At 68.8% G+C, this 14,959-nt stretch carries 20 protein-coding genes; 6 read left to right on the top strand and 14 right to left on the bottom strand.

Annotated elements, in window-relative coordinates:
- Positions 1 to 13 precede the first annotated feature (13 nt).
- The 6 genes from rpsK (at position 14) to dsbD (ending at position 5,351) form a co-directional block, all read left to right on the top strand.
- Positions 14 to 412 (top strand): 30S ribosomal protein S11, encoded by a 399-nt coding sequence (gene rpsK, locus ABD022_RS14000; protein ID WP_325125302.1) that lies wholly within the window; start codon positions 14 to 16, stop codon positions 410 to 412.
- Positions 413 to 422: 10 nt separating this feature from the next.
- Positions 423 to 1,046 carry a 30S ribosomal protein S4 gene (gene rpsD, locus ABD022_RS13995; RefSeq protein ID WP_325125304.1) on the top strand — a complete coding sequence of 208 codons (624 nt, stop codon included), beginning with the start codon at positions 423 to 425 and terminating at the stop codon, positions 1,044 to 1,046.
- 175 nt (positions 1,047 to 1,221) lie between these two features.
- Positions 1,222 to 2,220, top strand: coding sequence for a DNA-directed RNA polymerase subunit alpha (locus ABD022_RS13990; protein ID WP_325125306.1), 999 nt, complete (start codon positions 1,222 to 1,224; stop codon positions 2,218 to 2,220).
- A 148-nt stretch (positions 2,221 to 2,368) separates the two neighbouring features.
- Positions 2,369 to 2,755, top strand: a complete 387-nt coding sequence (rplQ, locus tag ABD022_RS13985) for a 50S ribosomal protein L17 (RefSeq protein ID WP_325125308.1) — start codon at positions 2,369 to 2,371, stop codon at positions 2,753 to 2,755.
- Positions 2,756 to 2,888: 133 nt separating this feature from the next.
- Positions 2,889 to 3,293: a divalent-cation tolerance protein CutA gene (cutA, locus tag ABD022_RS13980; protein WP_325125310.1), complete on the top strand. Its 405-nt coding sequence runs from the start codon at positions 2,889 to 2,891 to the stop codon at positions 3,291 to 3,293.
- 39 nt (positions 3,294 to 3,332) lie between these two features.
- Positions 3,333 to 5,351: a protein-disulfide reductase DsbD gene (gene dsbD / locus ABD022_RS13975; protein ID WP_343821964.1), complete on the top strand. Its 2,019-nt coding sequence runs from the start codon at positions 3,333 to 3,335 to the stop codon at positions 5,349 to 5,351.
- 22 nt (positions 5,352 to 5,373) lie between these two features.
- Here dsbD and tatC read toward each other — a convergent pair whose 3' ends face one another.
- The 14 genes from tatC to ABD022_RS13905 all read right to left on the bottom strand — a co-directional run bounded on the left by tatC (position 5,374) and on the right by ABD022_RS13905 (position 14,957).
- Positions 5,374 to 6,192 (bottom strand): twin-arginine translocase subunit TatC, encoded by an 819-nt coding sequence (gene tatC / locus ABD022_RS13970; RefSeq protein ID WP_325125314.1) that lies wholly within the window; start codon positions 6,190 to 6,192, stop codon positions 5,374 to 5,376.
- An 8-nt stretch (positions 6,193 to 6,200) separates the two neighbouring features.
- Positions 6,201 to 6,674 (bottom strand): Sec-independent protein translocase protein TatB, encoded by a 474-nt coding sequence (gene tatB, locus ABD022_RS13965; protein ID WP_325125316.1) that lies wholly within the window; start codon positions 6,672 to 6,674, stop codon positions 6,201 to 6,203.
- Positions 6,675 to 6,701: 27 nt separating this feature from the next.
- Positions 6,702 to 6,932: a Sec-independent protein translocase subunit TatA gene (gene tatA, locus ABD022_RS13960; protein WP_325125317.1), complete on the bottom strand. Its 231-nt coding sequence runs from the start codon at positions 6,930 to 6,932 to the stop codon at positions 6,702 to 6,704.
- Between the two features lie 12 nt (positions 6,933 to 6,944).
- Positions 6,945 to 7,313, bottom strand: coding sequence for a histidine triad nucleotide-binding protein (locus ABD022_RS13955; protein ID WP_325125319.1), 369 nt, complete (start codon positions 7,311 to 7,313; stop codon positions 6,945 to 6,947).
- 153 nt (positions 7,314 to 7,466) lie between these two features.
- Positions 7,467 to 7,811, bottom strand: a complete 345-nt coding sequence (locus ABD022_RS13950) for a phosphoribosyl-ATP diphosphatase (protein WP_343821959.1) — start codon at positions 7,809 to 7,811, stop codon at positions 7,467 to 7,469.
- A gap of 59 nt (positions 7,812 to 7,870) precedes the next feature.
- Positions 7,871 to 8,320, bottom strand: a complete 450-nt coding sequence (gene hisI, locus ABD022_RS13945; protein ID WP_343821956.1) for a phosphoribosyl-AMP cyclohydrolase — start codon at positions 8,318 to 8,320, stop codon at positions 7,871 to 7,873.
- Positions 8,317 to 9,141 (bottom strand): imidazole glycerol phosphate synthase subunit HisF, encoded by an 825-nt coding sequence (gene hisF / locus ABD022_RS13940; protein ID WP_325125325.1) that lies wholly within the window; start codon positions 9,139 to 9,141, stop codon positions 8,317 to 8,319. The genes hisI and hisF overlap by 4 nt, the downstream gene beginning before the upstream one ends.
- Positions 9,138 to 9,914, bottom strand: a complete 777-nt coding sequence (hisA, locus tag ABD022_RS13935; RefSeq protein ID WP_325125327.1) for a 1-(5-phosphoribosyl)-5-[(5-phosphoribosylamino)methylideneamino]imidazole-4-carboxamide isomerase — start codon at positions 9,912 to 9,914, stop codon at positions 9,138 to 9,140. The genes hisF and hisA overlap by 4 nt, the downstream gene beginning before the upstream one ends.
- Before the next feature lie 50 nt (positions 9,915 to 9,964).
- The gene (gene hisH, locus ABD022_RS13930) at positions 9,965 to 10,609 is read right to left on the bottom strand and encodes an imidazole glycerol phosphate synthase subunit HisH (RefSeq protein ID WP_325125329.1); all 645 of its coding nucleotides are present in this window, start codon (positions 10,607 to 10,609) and stop codon (positions 9,965 to 9,967) included.
- 44 nt (positions 10,610 to 10,653) lie between these two features.
- Positions 10,654 to 11,241: an imidazoleglycerol-phosphate dehydratase HisB gene (hisB, locus tag ABD022_RS13925; RefSeq protein WP_325125331.1), complete on the bottom strand. Its 588-nt coding sequence runs from the start codon at positions 11,239 to 11,241 to the stop codon at positions 10,654 to 10,656.
- A 98-nt stretch (positions 11,242 to 11,339) separates the two neighbouring features.
- Positions 11,340 to 12,647, bottom strand: coding sequence for a histidinol dehydrogenase (hisD, locus tag ABD022_RS13920; RefSeq protein ID WP_343821952.1), 1,308 nt, complete (start codon positions 12,645 to 12,647; stop codon positions 11,340 to 11,342).
- A gap of 132 nt (positions 12,648 to 12,779) precedes the next feature.
- Positions 12,780 to 13,445: an ATP phosphoribosyltransferase gene (gene hisG / locus ABD022_RS13915; RefSeq protein WP_325125335.1), complete on the bottom strand. Its 666-nt coding sequence runs from the start codon at positions 13,443 to 13,445 to the stop codon at positions 12,780 to 12,782.
- Between the two features lie 14 nt (positions 13,446 to 13,459).
- The gene (murA, locus tag ABD022_RS13910) at positions 13,460 to 14,713 is read right to left on the bottom strand and encodes a UDP-N-acetylglucosamine 1-carboxyvinyltransferase (RefSeq protein WP_325125338.1); all 1,254 of its coding nucleotides are present in this window, start codon (positions 14,711 to 14,713) and stop codon (positions 13,460 to 13,462) included.
- On the bottom strand, positions 14,706 to 14,957 hold the full coding sequence (locus ABD022_RS13905; protein ID WP_343821948.1) for a BolA family protein: 252 nt from the start codon (positions 14,955 to 14,957) through the stop codon (positions 14,706 to 14,708). The genes murA and ABD022_RS13905 overlap by 8 nt, the downstream gene beginning before the upstream one ends.
- Positions 14,958 to 14,959 lie beyond the last annotated feature (2 nt).

Here is a 14,959-nt window from a genome sequence, read left to right as displayed (position 1 = left end):
CTGAGGAAAGAACATGGCGAAAGCTCAGAGCGGCGCCTCGCGCGTCCGCAAGAAAGTCAAGAAGAACGTGGCCGACGGGATTGCTCACGTCCACGCGTCCTTCAACAACACCATCATCACCATCACCGACCGTCAGGGCAACGCCCTGTCGTGGGCTACGTCCGGCGGCGCCGGCTTCAAGGGCTCGCGCAAGTCGACGCCGTTCGCCGCCCAGGTGGCTGCCGAATCCGCCGGCCGCGTGGCCCAGGAATACGGCATCAAGACGCTGGAAGTCCGCATCAAGGGCCCCGGCCCCGGCCGCGAGTCCTCCGTGCGCGCCCTGAATGCCCTGGGGATCAAGATCTCCAGCATTTCGGACATCACGCCGGTGCCGCACAACGGCTGCCGCCCGCCCAAGCGTCGTCGTATCTAAGGGGAACATCTTGGCTCGTTACACTGGACCCAAATGCAAGCTTTCGCGTCGCGAAGGCACCGACCTGTTCCTGAAGAGCGCCCGCCGTTCGCTGGATTCCAAGTGCAAGCTGGAATCCAAGCCCGGCCAGCATGGCCGCATCTCGGGTTCGCGTACCTCGGATTTCGGCCTGCAGCTGCGTGAAAAGCAGAAGCTCAAGCGCATGTACGGCGTGCTGGAAAAGCAGTTCCGCAAGTACTTCGCCGAAGCCGACCGCCGTCGTGGCAACACCGGCGAAACGCTGATCCAGCTGCTCGAATCGCGCCTGGACAACGTCGTCTATCGCATGGGCTTCGGTTCCACCCGCGCCGAAGCGCGCCAGCTGGTGAACCACCGCGCCATCGAACTGAACGGCCGCACCGCCGACATCGCCTCGATGCTGGTCAAGGCCGGCGACGTGATCTCCGTGCGCGAAAAGGCGAAGAACCAGTCCCGCATCAAGGAAGCCCTGGAACTGGCGACCAGCAACGGTCTGCCCCAGTGGGTCGAAGTCGACGCCAGCAAGCTGTCGGGCGTCTTCAAGCAGGCCCCGGATCGCCAGGACGTCGCCCACGACGTCAACGAATCCATGGTCGTGGAACTGTATTCCCGCTGATCCATTCCGATCGGCGGCATGTGCCGCCCGCCGTCCCCCGGGGCGGCGGTTGCCGGGCCCGGCCTCCAGGCCGCTGCGCCCGGCGGTTTTCCGGGAAGGGACTCGTGTCCCTTCCTTCTTGTTTTCCGTCAGCCTTATCGGTGTAACGAGCCGAGGGTATTGAAAAGGAACATCCATGTCCGCACAAGGTTTTCTGAAACCCCGCACCATCTCCGTCGAAACCCTGGGCGCGCATCACGCCAAGGTCGTGATGGAGCCCTTCGAGCGCGGCTACGGCCACACGCTGGGCAATGCCCTGCGCCGCATCCTGCTGTCCTCCATGACGGGCTATGCCCCCACGGAAGTCCAGATCAGCGGGGTCGTGCACGAATATTCCACGATCGCCGGGGTGCGCGAGGACGTCGTCGACATCCTCCTGAACCTGAAGGGTGTGGTGTTCAAGCTCCACAACCGCGAAGAAGTCACGCTGCAGCTCAACAAGCAGGGTCCCGGCGAAGTCCGCGCCCGCGACATCGAACTGCCGCACGACGTCGAGATCATCAACCCGGATCACCTGATCGCCACCCTGACCGACAACGGTCGCCTGGAAATGCAGGTCAAGGTCGAGCAGGGCCGCGGCTACGTGCCGGGCAACGTGCGCGCCCTGGCCGACGACCGTTCGGCCACCATCGGCCAGATCGTGCTGGATGCTTCCTTCAGCCCCGTGCGCCGCGTCAGCTACGCCGTGGAAAACGCCCGCGTCGAGCAGCGTACCGACCTGGACAAGCTGGTGCTGGATGTCGAGACCAACGGCGTCATCAGCCCCGAGGAAGCCGTGCGCCAGTCGGCCCGCATCCTGATGGACCAGATTTCCGTGTTCGTGTCGCTGGCCGACAAGGACGCCGGCCAGCTGACCACCAGCCTGCCGGTGGGCGGGCAGACGGCTCCGATCGATCCGGTGCTGCTGCGCCCGGTCGACGACCTGGAGCTGACGGTGCGTTCGGCCAACTGCCTGAAGGCCGAAAACATCTACTACATCGGCGACCTGATCCAGCGTACCGAAAACGAGCTGCTCAAGACCCCGAACCTGGGCCGCAAGTCGCTCAACGAGATCAAGGAAGTGCTGGCCGCACGCGGCCTGACGCTGGGCATGAAGCTGGAAAACTGGCCGCCCGTCGGCCTCGAGCGCCCCTGATTGCAGTATCGGCGCGCGGGCGGCGTCAACGCCGTGCGCGTGCTAATATCCAACCCTCGGCCGTTTCGGCGGCCGGGATCAAACCCCACCCGGGCCGCGGCTCGTCCGATAGAAGATCCGGGTTTCATAGATTCGAAAGGAAATTGAAATGCGCCATCGTAGCGGCCTTCGCAAACTGAACCGTACCAGCAGCCACCGTCTGGCCATGTTTCGCAACATGGCGGTGTCCCTGCTGACCCACGAAGCCATCAAGACCACCCTGCCCAAGGCCAAGGAACTGCGCCGCGTGGTCGAGCCCCTGATCACCCTGGGCAAGAACCCCACGCTGGCCAACCGCCGCCTGGCCTTCGCCCGCCTGCGCGACCGCGATGCCGTCACCAAGCTGTTCAACGAAATCGGACCGCGCTTTGCCGCTCGCAATGGCGGTTACACCCGCGTGCTGAAGATGGGCTTCCGCCAGGGCGACAACGCCCCCATGGCCTACATGGAACTGGTCGACCGCCCCGAAGCCGAAGCGCCGGCCGCCAGCGAGTAAATCGACGGCTGCGCTGCCGCCCTCCGGGCGGCACGACCGAACGGGCCCTGCGGGGCCCGTTTGCGTTGGGTCATGGCTGCCCCGAGCGGGCCCGGGTACAATGGAGCCCGTACCCATACTGCGCCTGAAAACCATGACAGATCAGACACCTGGCGAAGATCCTGCCCTGGTCGTGCGCCAGGCCGGCGCCCCGACCGACACCGTGGTGGTGCTCAGCACGGCGCCCGACGATCTCCTGGCCAAGCGCATCGCGCATGTGCTGGTCGAGGAATCCCTGGTGGCCTGTGCCCAGGTGGGTCCGGCCATCATCTCCATGTACATGTGGCAGGGGGAACTCGAGGGCACGGACGAAGTCCAACTTCTGTTCAAGACCACGGCGGACACCCTGCCCGCGTTGTACGCACGGCTGTGCGACCTGCACCCCTACGAGATTCCCGAGTTCATGGTGCTGGGCGTGCCCGCCGGCAGCCGGGCCTACCTGGACTGGGTTGCCCGGTCCACGCGGCCCGCCGTCCAGGCAGCCACCCGCGACGCCTGACGCCAGCCGCTGTCCCCGCATTCACCAAGGAAGTCGTCGATGCCGCATCCGTCGGATCTCAGCCCATGCCTGTTCGCGCGCACGCGCGGCCTGCAGCGCAGGGTCTTCGCCCTGCTGGGCCTGTTGCTGGGGCTGTGCGGCCTGCTGGACATGGGTGCCGCCCGGGCGGCCGATGATTTCCTGGATCCGGAGCAGGCATTCGTCGATACGGCGGCGATGGCCGATCCGCTGACCCTGGACATGCACTGGGAGATCGCCCCGGGCTATTACATGTACCAGGACCGGTTCGAAGTGCGCATCGAGGACGCCCAGGGGAACTTGCTGCTGTTCCGGCGTTCCGACCTGACGCCGGAAGACGCAGAGACCCGCACGCCGGCCTGGCATGATGCCCTGACCCTGCCGCGTGGGCAGGTCAAATACGATCCCACGTTCGAGAAGGACATGGAGGTCTTCCACAAGGGCGTGACGCTGCGGGCGGCCCTGAAGCCCGGCGCACAGGGGCCCTTGCAGGTGTCCGTCACCGGCCAGGGCTGTGCCGAGGGGGGGCTGTGCTATCCGCCCATGACGAAGACCTTCGCCCTGCAGGCAGCGGGCGACGGCTACCGGGCGGTGGGCGATCAGGTACGCGACCGGGTGCCGCCGCCGGGCGACGAGGTTTCCGCACCGGCCCCGGCCGGTCCGGGCCTGGCGCCTGGCGCAGCCGGCGCGCCGGGCGGGGAATCCTGGCTGGATATGGGCGACGTGGGTATGGCGGCCTGGCTGCACCAGGCACCGCTGTGGCAGATCCTGGCGCTGAGCCTGGCATTGGGCGCGCTGCTGTCCCTCACCCCCTGCGTGCTGCCCATGGTGCCCATCCTGCTGGCGGTGATCTCCGGCGGCGGCGCGGTCGGCCGGGCGCGCGGCCTGGGGCTGGCGGCGGTCTACGTGCTGGGCATGTCCCTGGTGTATACGGCGCTGGGCGTGGCGGCCGGCCTGCTGGGCGCCGGCCTGGCTGCCTGGCTGCAGTCGCCCTGGGTGCTGGGCGTCTTCGCCGTGCTGCTGGCGCTGTTCGCGCTGGCGATGATGGATGTCTTCACCCTGCAGGCCCCGGTGGGCCTGCAGTCGGCCATGCAGGAACGCCTGCAGCGCCTGCCGGGCGGCCGCGTGGGCGGCGTATTCGCGATGGGCATGCTGTCCGCACTGATCGTGGGGCCGTGCGTGGCCGCTCCCCTGGCCGGCGTGCTGCTGTTCATTTCGCAGACCGGCGACGTGGTGGTGGGCGGCGCCGCCCTGTTTGCTTTGGCCTGGGGCGAAGGCCTGCTGCTGCTGGCGGTGGGTGCGGGCGCGGGCGCCCTGATGCCGCGCGCCGGGGCCTGGATGGCGCCGCTGAAGGCGGGCTTCGGCCTGCTGCTGCTGGGCACGGCCTGGTGGATGGCGCGGCCGCTGCTGGCCGATGGGCTGTATGTCACCGGTTGGGTCCTGCTGGCCCTGTGGGCCGCCCTGCTGGCCTGGACGGCCGCCGCGCAGGGCCAGGGTGAAGCCGGGCCGCTGCGGTTGCTGGCGCGCGCCCTGGCCCTGCTGCTGGCCCTGTGGGGGCTGGCGCAGGGCGCCGGGCTGCTGGCGGGCGGCCGCGACATGCTTCGCCCCCTGGCGCCGTTCGCTGCCGGGGGCGCGGGCGGTACGGCCGCCGTGGCAACCGCCGATCCCGCCGCGATCCGTGCCCGCTTCACGCGCGTGGCATCCCGGGCCGACCTGGACGCGAGGCTGGCCGCGGCCGACCGGCCCGTGATGCTGGATTTCTACGCCGACTGGTGCGTGTCCTGCCTGGAAATGGAGAAATTCACCTTCAGCGACCCGGCCGTGGCCGAAAGAATGGGCAGGATGCTGCTGCTGCAGGCGGACGTGACCCGCATGACGGACGAAGACCGCGCGCTGCTGGCGCGGTTCGATCTGTTCGGCCCGCCGGGGATTTTGTTCTTCGACGCCCAGGGGCGCCTGATCCCCGGAGCGCGGGTGGTGGGGTTCCAGAAGGCGGATGCCTTCCGCAAGGTGCAGGACCGGGTGCTGGCGGGCCGGTAGGCCGGGCCGGCGCCGTTCGGGTTCAGTCGCCCGATTCGCCGCTGGGTTCGTCCGTACGGCTCAGTTCGCGGGCCGAATCGGCTTCGTCCTGGTCTTCGGCCGGCTTGCGCTTTTCCAGGGCGGCGCCGGCCAGGATGCCGATTTCGTACAGCAGGCACAGCGGCGCGGCCAGCAGGATCTGGCTGAGGACGTCCGGGGGCGTCACCACGGCGGCCAGGACGAAGGCGCCGACGATCACGTAGCCGCGGATCTCGCGCAGTTTCTTCACCGTGACCATGCCGGTCTTGACCAGCAGGATGACCGCGATCGGCACCTCGAAGGTGACGCCGAAGGCGATGAACATGGTCAGTACGAAATTGACGTAGGCTTCGATGTCGGGCGCCGGCGTGATCGACTGGGGCGCGAAATGGGCGATGAAGCTGAAGACCGTGTGGAAGACCACGAAATAGCAGAACGCCATGCCCAGCAGGAACAGCAGGGTGCTGGAGATGATCAGGGGCAGCGCCAGGCGCTGTTCGTGGCGATACAGGCCAGGGGCGACAAAGGCCCAGGCCTGGTACAGGACCACCGGCAGGGCCAGCACGAAGGACGCCAGCAGGGTGACCTTGATCGGCACCATGAAGGGCGTGATCACGCCGGTGGCGATCATGCGCGTGCCCTGCGGCAGCGAGGCGAGCATGGGCTGGGCCAGGAGGTCGTAGATCATCGACGGGCCCGGATAGATGAACAGCACCACGAAGATGCCCAGCACGGCCGCCACGGCCCGCAGCAGGCGCGTGCGCAGTTCGATCAGGTGGGAGATGAACGTGTCCTGGGACGAGGCGTCGGAAGCGTCTGTCATGCCGTGCTTCAGTGGCTGGTATCGGTGGTGGCGGGCCGGGAGGCTGGCGCCGGTTCGGACGCCGGTTCGGCGGGCCGTTCGGCGGCCGGAGCCGGGGCCGTGGGAGAGGCATCTGCCGCGGAGCCGGATGCCGCCGCGTCGCCCTGGGCGGACGGCAGCGGATCGAGCGCCTGGCGGGCCTGGTTCAGGGTGTCCTGGATCGCCTGCGAGGGCTGGGTCACGGCGGCCTTGAGGTCTTCCACGGAAGAAGTCATGGAGGACTGCACGGAACGGGCGGCGTCTTCCATCTGGTGCTTGATGTCGCCGATTTCCTTCAGGTCCATTTCCTTCTGGATGTCGGACTTGACCTCGTTGACGTAGCGCTGGGCGCGGCCGAGCAGGTGCCCGACCGTGCGGGCGACCTTGGGCAGGCGTTCGGGGCCGATGACGATCAGCGCGATCACGCCGATCAGCATCAGTTCGCTGAAGCTGACATCAAACATGGCGGGTCCGGTACGCGGCGGTCGGGATCAGGCGTCGGTCTTTTCGCGGGCCTGGACGTCGACCGTATCGGCGTCGCTGGCCTGCTGCGTGACGGCCGGCTTGGCGGTGGATTCGTCCTGCGCGTCTTTCATGCCTTTCTTGAAGCCTTTGACCGCACCACCGAGATCCTCGCCGATGTTACGCAGTTTTTTCGTGCCGAAGATCAGGGCCACGATGACCAGGACGATCAGCCAGTGCCAGATGCTGAAGCTACCCATGAGAAGTACTCCTTAGGCGGCGGGGGCCGCGCGGTTTGACCAGGGGCGTTGGCCCCCCAGGATGTGGAAATGCAGGTGATCGATTTCCTGGCCGCCTTCGGTGCCGGTGTTGGACACCAGGCGGAAGCCCCCGGCGGGCATGGGATTGCAGCCGTTGGCGAAGGCGATTTCGGGCGCCAGGCGCAGCATGCGGGCCAGCCAGTCGCCGTCGGCGGCGCCGATGTCGGCCAGGGATGCCACGTGATGTTTCGGGATCAGCAGCAGGTGCACGGGAGCCGCCGGGTTGATGTCGTGGAATGCGAGGAATTCGTCGTCTTCGTGGACAATGCGGGCGGGGATCTCGTGCCGGGCGATTTTACAGAACAGGCAATCGTGGCTCATGGGGACCTACGGAGCGGGGCCGGACATCGACCCGATCAATCCCGTATGTTGCCATATTTTCGTGGGGGCCGGTTTGATCTGACCGCGTCCGGGCCTGCGTCTGCGGGTATGTACCGAGGGTGCGGCCGGATCGCGCGGGCCGGTGGCGCCCGGTCAGTCCTTGGGACGGGAGGCTTTTTCCTCGAGCCCGGAAAGGCCTTCGCGGCGTGCCAGCTCGGCCAGCACGTCTTCGGGGCGCAGGCCGAAGTGCGTCAGGGCGACCAGGCAGTGGAACCAGAGGTCGGCGGTCTCGGCGACGATGCGTTCAGGGACGCCGTCCTTGGCGGCCATGACCAGCTCGGTGGCTTCTTCGCCGATCTTCTTCAGGAAGGCATCCGGGCCGCGCGACAGCAGCTTGGCGGTGTAGGACGTCTGGGGATCGCCGCCGCGCTCGGGCCGGCGCGTGTCCAGGGTGTCGGCCAGCCGGGCCAGGATATCGGGGGAGGGGGATTGTGTCATGGAGCAATTCGTCATCGAAGAAGGTGCCGGTCCGGACGCGTCCGGACCGCTGCGCGCGTTCAGTGGCCGCCCGGATGGGCATGGCTGTAGATGGACTCGGGGTCCTTCAGCACCGGATCCTGGACGGCCCAGGCCGGCTGTGCGCCGGCCAGGTCCAGGCCTCGGTAGAAGCAGCGCTCGCGCCCGGTGTGGCAGGCGATGCCGCCGACCTGGGTGACCTTGAGCAGCAGCACGTCGCCGTCGCAGTCCAGGCGGATGTCGTGGACCTGCTGGACGTGGCCGGATTCCTCGCCCTTGCGCCACAGGCGCCCGCGCGAACGCGAGAAATACACGGCGCGGCCGGTGCGCACGGTTTCGCGCACGGCCTCGGCGTTCATCCAGGCCATCATCAGCACGGTGCCGCTCTGCGCGTCCTGGGCGATGGCGGGGATGAGGCCCTGGTCGTCGAAATGCAGGGCCGCCAGCCAGTCTTCCGGCGCGCCGGCGGTGGGCTGGGCGGGCGCCGTCATGCGGGCACCTGCGCGGGAGCGGGTCGCACCGGGATGCCCTGGGCGGCTAGGTAGGCCTTGGCCTCGGCCAGGGTGTGCTGGCCGAAGTGGAAGATGCTGGCGGCCAGCACGGCGCTGGCGTGGCCCAGCGTGATCCCGTCGGCCAGGTGCTGCAGGGTGCCGACGCCGCCGGAGGCGATCACCGGCACGGGCACGGCATCCGAAACGGTGCGCGTCAGTTCGAGGTCGAAGCCGGACTTGGTGCCGTCGCGGTCCATGCTGGTGAGCAGCAGTTCGCCGGCGCCCAGGTCGGCCATGCGGCGCGCCCATTGCACGGCATCCAGGCCGGTGGCCCGGCGGCCGCCGTGGGTGAAGATTTCCCAGCGCGGCGCTTCGCCTTCGCCCGAGACGCGGCGGGCGTCGAGGGCCACGACGATGCACTGCGAGCCGTGGTGGCGGGCGGCCTCGGCCACGAGTTCCGGGCGGGCGACCGCGGCGCTGTTGATGGAGACCTTGTCGGCACCCGCGTCCAGCAGGCGCTGCACATCGGCCACCTGGCGCACGCCGCCGCCGACCGTCAGGGGAATGAAGACCTGGCGCGCCACGGCCTCGATGATGGGCAGGATCAGGTCGCGGTCGTCGGACGTGGCCGTGATGTCGAGGAAGGTGAGCTCGTCGGCGCCCTGTTCGTCATAGCGCCGGGCGATCTCCACCGGGTCGCCGGCGTCGGTCAGGTTGACGAAGTTCACGCCCTTTACCACCCGCCCGGCGTTGACGTCCAGGCAGGGGATGATGCGGCGGCACAGACCCGACCGGCCGGCCTGCGTGTCGGACGAAGTCATGCTTCGGCGTCCTCTCCGGCTGTCGCCGTCGGGGGGGGAACCAGCTGGTCCGCGAGCGACTGGGCGGCAGCGAAGTCCAGGGTGCCTTCGTACAGGCTGCGGCCCAGGATCGCGCCGTCGACGCCCTCGTCGGCCACTTCGCACAGGGCGCGGATGTCGTCCAGCGATGCCACGCCGCCCGAGGCGATGACCGGGATGCGAACGTGCTGCGCCAGGCGCACGGTGGCTTCGATGTTGACGCCCGAGAGCATGCCGTCGCGGCCGATGTCGGTGTAGATGATGGACTCGCAGCCGTAGTCCTCGAATTTCCGGGCCAGGTCGAGCACGTCGTGCCGGGTCAGCTTCGACCAGCCGTCGGTGGCGATCTTGCCGTCGCGCGCATCCAGGCCGACGATGATGTGGCCCGGGAAGGCCGAGCAGGCGTCGCTGAGGAAGCCCGGGTCCTTGACCGCCGCCGTGCCGATGATCACGTAGGAGATGCCGTTGTCCAGGTAGTACTCGACCGTGTCCAGGTCGCGGATGCCGCCGCCGATCTGCACCGGGATGGATTCATCGACGGTGTCCACGATGGCCTGGATGGCGGCGCGGTTGCGTGGCTTGCCGGCCACGGCGCCGTTCAGGTCCACCAGGTGCAGGCGGCGAGCCCCCTGGGCGACCCATTGGTCGGCCATGGCGGCGGGGTCTTCGGAAAACACGGTGGCCTGGTCCAGGTCGCCCTGGCGCAGGCGCACACATTGCCCGTCTTTGAGGTCGATGGCGGGGATGAGCAGCATGATCGTCGTGGTCGGTGCGGAAAGGGTGCTGTGCCGGGAGCCGGGCGGTTTCAGGGCTGCCAGCGGGTGAAGTTGCGGTACATCCGCAGCCCGGGGGCTGCGCTCTTTTCTGGGTGGAACTGTACGGCAAAAATATTGCCGTCCGCAATGGCGCAGCAGAACGGCAGGCCGTGGTGGCTGATGCCGGCCGTGAGCGCCGGGTCGTCGGGGACGGCGTAATAGCTGTGGACGAAATAGAACGGCGTGTCCTGGGCGATGCCTTCCCAGAGCGGGTGGGCGCGGGTCTGCGTGACGGCGTTCCAGCCCATGTGGGGGACTTTCAGGCGCTCGCCGCCGTCGGTGGCGTGGTCGAAGGCAGGCCCCTGGAAGCGGCGCACGCGGCCGGGAAACAGGCCCAGGCCGGGGGTGTTGCCTTCGTCGCTGGCCTGGAACAGCATCTGTTCGCCCACGCACACGCCCAGCAGCGGTTTTTCGCGGGCGGCCTGCAGCACGGCTTCGCGCAGCCCGGACGTATCCAGCGTGCGCATGCAGTCGGGCATGGCGCCCTGTCCCGGGAACACGATGCGGTCGGCGGCGCGGATTTCGTCGGCGCTGCGGGCGATGCGGATGTCGTGGTCGGGGGCGGCGGCTTGCAGGGCGCGGGCGACGGAATGGAAATTGCCCATGCCGTAGTCGACGATGGCGATGCGGGTCACGATGCGGGAGTCCTGGGGCGGTCTATGGAAACGAGGAATCGGGACTACAGCGAGCCCTTGGTCGAGGGGATGGCGCCTCCGGCGCGCGGATCCACTTCGGTGGCCATGCGCAGCGCGCGGCCGAAAGCCTTGAAGATGGTCTCGCACTGGTGGTGGGCGTTTTCACCGCGCAGATTGTCGATGTGCACGGTCGCCAGGGCATGGTTGACGAAGCCCTGGAAGAATTCGCGCGCCAGGTCGACATCGAACGTGCCGATGCGCGCCCGGGCGTAGTCCACGTGGTAGAACAGCCCCGGGCGGCCGGACAGGTCGACCACCACGCGCGACAGGGATTCGTCCAGTGGCACGTAGGCATGGCCGTAGCGGCGCAGGCCGGCCTTGTCGCCCGCGGCGGCGGCGAAGGCCTGGCCCAGGGTGATGCCGACGTCTTCCACGCTGTGGTGGTCGTCGATGTGGGTGTCGCCGTCGCAATGGATGTCCAGGTCGAACAGGCCGTGGCGGGCGATCTGGTCGAGCATGTGATCCAGGAAGGGCACGCCGGTGTTCAGGCTGCGGGTGCCGGTGCCGTCCAGGTTCAGGCTGACGCGGATGCGGGTTTCCTGGGTGTTGCGTTCGATGGTGGCGGTGCGCATGGGCGGTGAGCGGGTCGGTCGGGAAGGAACCGCGCGGTGCCGGAAGGGTCGCGCGGGCGGGTTCGGGGCCTGTTTACGCCATGGGACGTGAACGGGCCCTAGGGCTGGGCATCCAGGCGCAGCGAGGCGCTGGCGGCGTGGGCGTGCAGGCCTTCTCCGGTGGCCAGGGTGGCGGCGATGCGGCCCAGGGTCTGGGCGCCGGCGTGCGAGACCTGAATCAGGCTGCTGCGCTTCTGGAAATCATACACGCCCAGCGGCGAGGAGAAGCGCGCGGTGCGTGCGGTGGGCAGGACGTGGTTCGGTCCTGCACAGTAGTCGCCCAGCGATTCCGAGCTGTAGGCGCCCAGGAAGATCGCGCCGGCGTGGCGGATCAGGGGCAGCAGGGCCTGCGGGTTGCGGACGGAGACTTCCAGGTGTTCGGGCGCGATGCGGTTGACGATGTCGCAGGCCTGCTCGAGGCTTTCGGTGCGGATCAGGGCGCCCCGGTTGGCCAGGCTGACGCGCAGGATGTCGGCCCGGGGCTGGGACGGCAGCAGGCGTTCGATGGCGGCCTGGACGGCGTCCAGGTAGCCGTCGTCCGGGCACAGCAGGATGGCCTGGGCGAGCTCGTCGTGCTCGGCCTGCGAGAAAAGGTCGATGGCCAGCCATTCGGCCGGCGTGCCGCCGTCGGCCAGGATCAGGATTTCGGACGGGCCCGCGATCATGTCGATGCCCACCGTACCGAACACGCGGCGCTTGGCCGCGGCGACGTAGGCGTTGCCCGGCCCGACGATCTTGTCCACCGCGGGCAGCGTGCGCGTGCCGTAGGCCAGGCCGCCGACGGCCTGGGCGCCGCCGATGGCGAATACGCGGTCGGCCCCGCCCAGCGCGGCGGCGGCCAGCACCATGGGGTTGCGCGTACCGCCGGGCGTGGGCGTGACCATGATGAGTTCCGGCACGCCCGCGACCTTGGCCGGAATGGCGTTCATCAGCACCGAGGACGGGTAGGCGGCCTTGCCGCCCGGCACGTACAGGCCGACGCGATCCAGCGGGGTGACTTTCTGGCCCAGCAGCGTGCCGTCGGGCTCGGTGTAGGTCCAGGTCTCGGCGCGCTGGTGTTCGTGGTAGCGGCGCACGCGGTCGGCGGCGGCTTCCAGCGCCGCGCGCTGGTCCGGGGGCAGGCCGTTCAGGGCCGCCAGCCAGTCGGCGCGGGGGATTTCCAGCGCTTCCAGGCGGTCGGCCCGGACGTGGTCGAAGCGCGCCGTGTATTCCAGGATGGCCTCGTCGCCGCGTGTTTGCACGTCGTGCAGGATGTCGCGCACGGCGGTTTCGATGGCCTCGTCCTGCGAGGCGTCGTAGGCCAGCAGCCGGGTCAGGGCCGCGTCGAAATCGGAAGAACGGGCATCCAGGCGGTGAATCAGGGACATGATGGGAATCGGGTAGGCAAGCAGGGGCGGAAAACCGGACGGCGCTCAGGCCGTTCGGGGCAGGCCGCGCGCGGGCGACCGCAACCCATCTATCTTAGCCGGAATTTCCGCAGTCCGAGCGGGCGGCGGCCGTCAGGCCATCGCCGCCGAGGCGCGGGCGAAGGCGTCGAGGAAGGGCTGCAGATGCTCGCCTTTCATCTTGAGCGCAGCCTGGTTGACGATCAGGCGCGAGGAGATCTGGCGGATTTCCTCGACCTCGACCAGGCGGTTGGCGCGCAGCGTGCCGCCCGAGGACACCAGGTCGACGATGGCGTCGGCCAGGCCCACCAGGGGGGCCAGCTCCATCGAGCCGTAGAGCTTGATGATGTCCACGTGCACGCCCTTGGCGGCGAAGTGCTCGCGCGCGGCGCGCACGTACTTGGTGGCGATGCGCAGGCGCGAACCCTGGTGCACGGCGGCCTGGTAGTCGAAGCCTTCGGGGGCGGCCACGCACAGGCGGCAGCGGGCGATGTTCAGGTCGATGGGCTGGTACAGCCCGCCGGGGTGCTGCGCCATGTGCTCGTGCAGCACGTCCTTGCCCGCGATGCCGAAGTCGGCCGCGCCGTACTGGACGTAGGTGGGCACGTCCGAGGCGCGCACGATGATGATGCGCAGTTCGGCCGAATCCGTCGGCAGGATCAGCTTGCGCGAGGATTCGGGGTTTTCCGGCACGCCCACGCCGGCGGCGGCCAGCAGCGGCAGGGTTTCTTCGAAGATGCGGCCTTTGGACAGGGCCAGGGTCAGGGGAGTGGGGGCCATGTGGAGCCTGTCGCCTATTGGATGCGTTGGATGTCCGCGCCCAGCGCCTGGAGCTTGCGTTCCATGCGTTCGTAGCCGCGGTCCAGGTGGTAGATGCGTTCCACCGTGGTCTGGCCGTTGGCGGCCAGGCCCGCGATCACCAGGCTGGCCGAAGCGCGCAGGTCGGTGGCCATGACGGTGGCACCCAGCAGCTGCGGCACGCCCTGGACCACGGCGGTGTGGCCGTCGATCTCGATGTCGGCCCCCATGCGGTGCAGCTCCTGCACGTGCATGTAGCGGTTCTCGAAGATGTTCTCGGTGATGACGGCGGTGCCTTCGGCCAGGGTGTTCAGGGCCATCAGCTGGGCCTGCATGTCGGTCGGGAAGCCCGGGTATTCGCTGGTGCGGAAGCCGGTCGCGCGCGGGCGGCCGTCCATGCGGGCGCGGATCCAGTCCGGGCCGGTGGTGATTTCCAGCCCGGCGTCGCGCAGTTTGTCCAGCACCGCGCCCAGCGTGTCGGGCGCCGCGTGGCGCAGGATGATGTCGCCCCCCGTGGCCGCCACGGCGCACAGGAAGGTGCCGGCCTCGATGCGGTCGGGCACGATACGGTGGGCGGCGCCGTGCAGGCGTTCCACGCCCTCGATGACGATGCGGTCGGTGCCGTGGCCTTCGATGTGCGCGCCCATGGCGATCAGGATCTTGGCCAGGTCGACGACCTCGGGTTCGCAGGCGGCGTTTTCCAGCACGGTGCGGCCTTCGGCCAGGGCGGCGGCCATCATCAGGTTTTCCGTGCCGGTCACGGTGACCATGTCCGTCAGGATGCTCGCGCCGCGCAGGCGTTCGGCCTCGGCCACGACGAAGCCGTGCTCGATGCGGATGCGCGCGCCCATGGCGGCCAGGCCCTTGATGTGCTGGTCGACCGGCCGCTGGCCGATCGCGCAGCCGCCCGGCAGGCTGACCCGGGCGCGGCCGAAGCGCGCCACCAGCGGGCCCAGCACCAGGATGGACGCCCGCATGGTCTTGACCAGCTCGTAGGGGGCTTCCTGGCTGGAGACCTGGTCGGCCTGCAGAGTGACGTGGGTTTCGCCCTTGCGTTCCGCACGCACGCCCATGCGCTGCAGCAGCGTCAGGGTGGTGCCGATGTCGCGCAGGGCGGGGACGTTGTCCAGTTCCAGGGGATCGGCGGTGAGCAGCGATGCGCAGAGGATCGGCAGGGCGGCGTTCTTGGCGCCCGAAATGACGACTTCGCCCTGCAGCGGGCGGCCGCCCTGGATCAGCAGCTTATCCATTGTTCTTGGTGGCTTCGTATTCGGCCGGCGTCAGGGTGCGCATCGACAGGGCATGGATTTCCGCGCGCATGCGTTCGCCCAGCGCCTGGTAGACAGCCTGGTGGCGGGCCAGCGTGCGCTTGCCCTCGAAGATGGGGCTGACGATCAGGGCCTCGAAGTGGGCGCCGTCGCCGTAGACTTCGAGGTGTTCGCAGGGCAGGTTGTCGGCGATGTACTGGCGGACGTGGTCGGGGGTGGGAGACATGG

It is taken from the genome of Castellaniella daejeonensis (genome assembly GCF_039523555.1).
Classification (GTDB): Bacteria; Pseudomonadota; Gammaproteobacteria; order Burkholderiales; family Burkholderiaceae_B; genus Castellaniella; species Castellaniella daejeonensis.
This window is presented reverse-complemented; position numbering and strand designations above follow the sequence as displayed.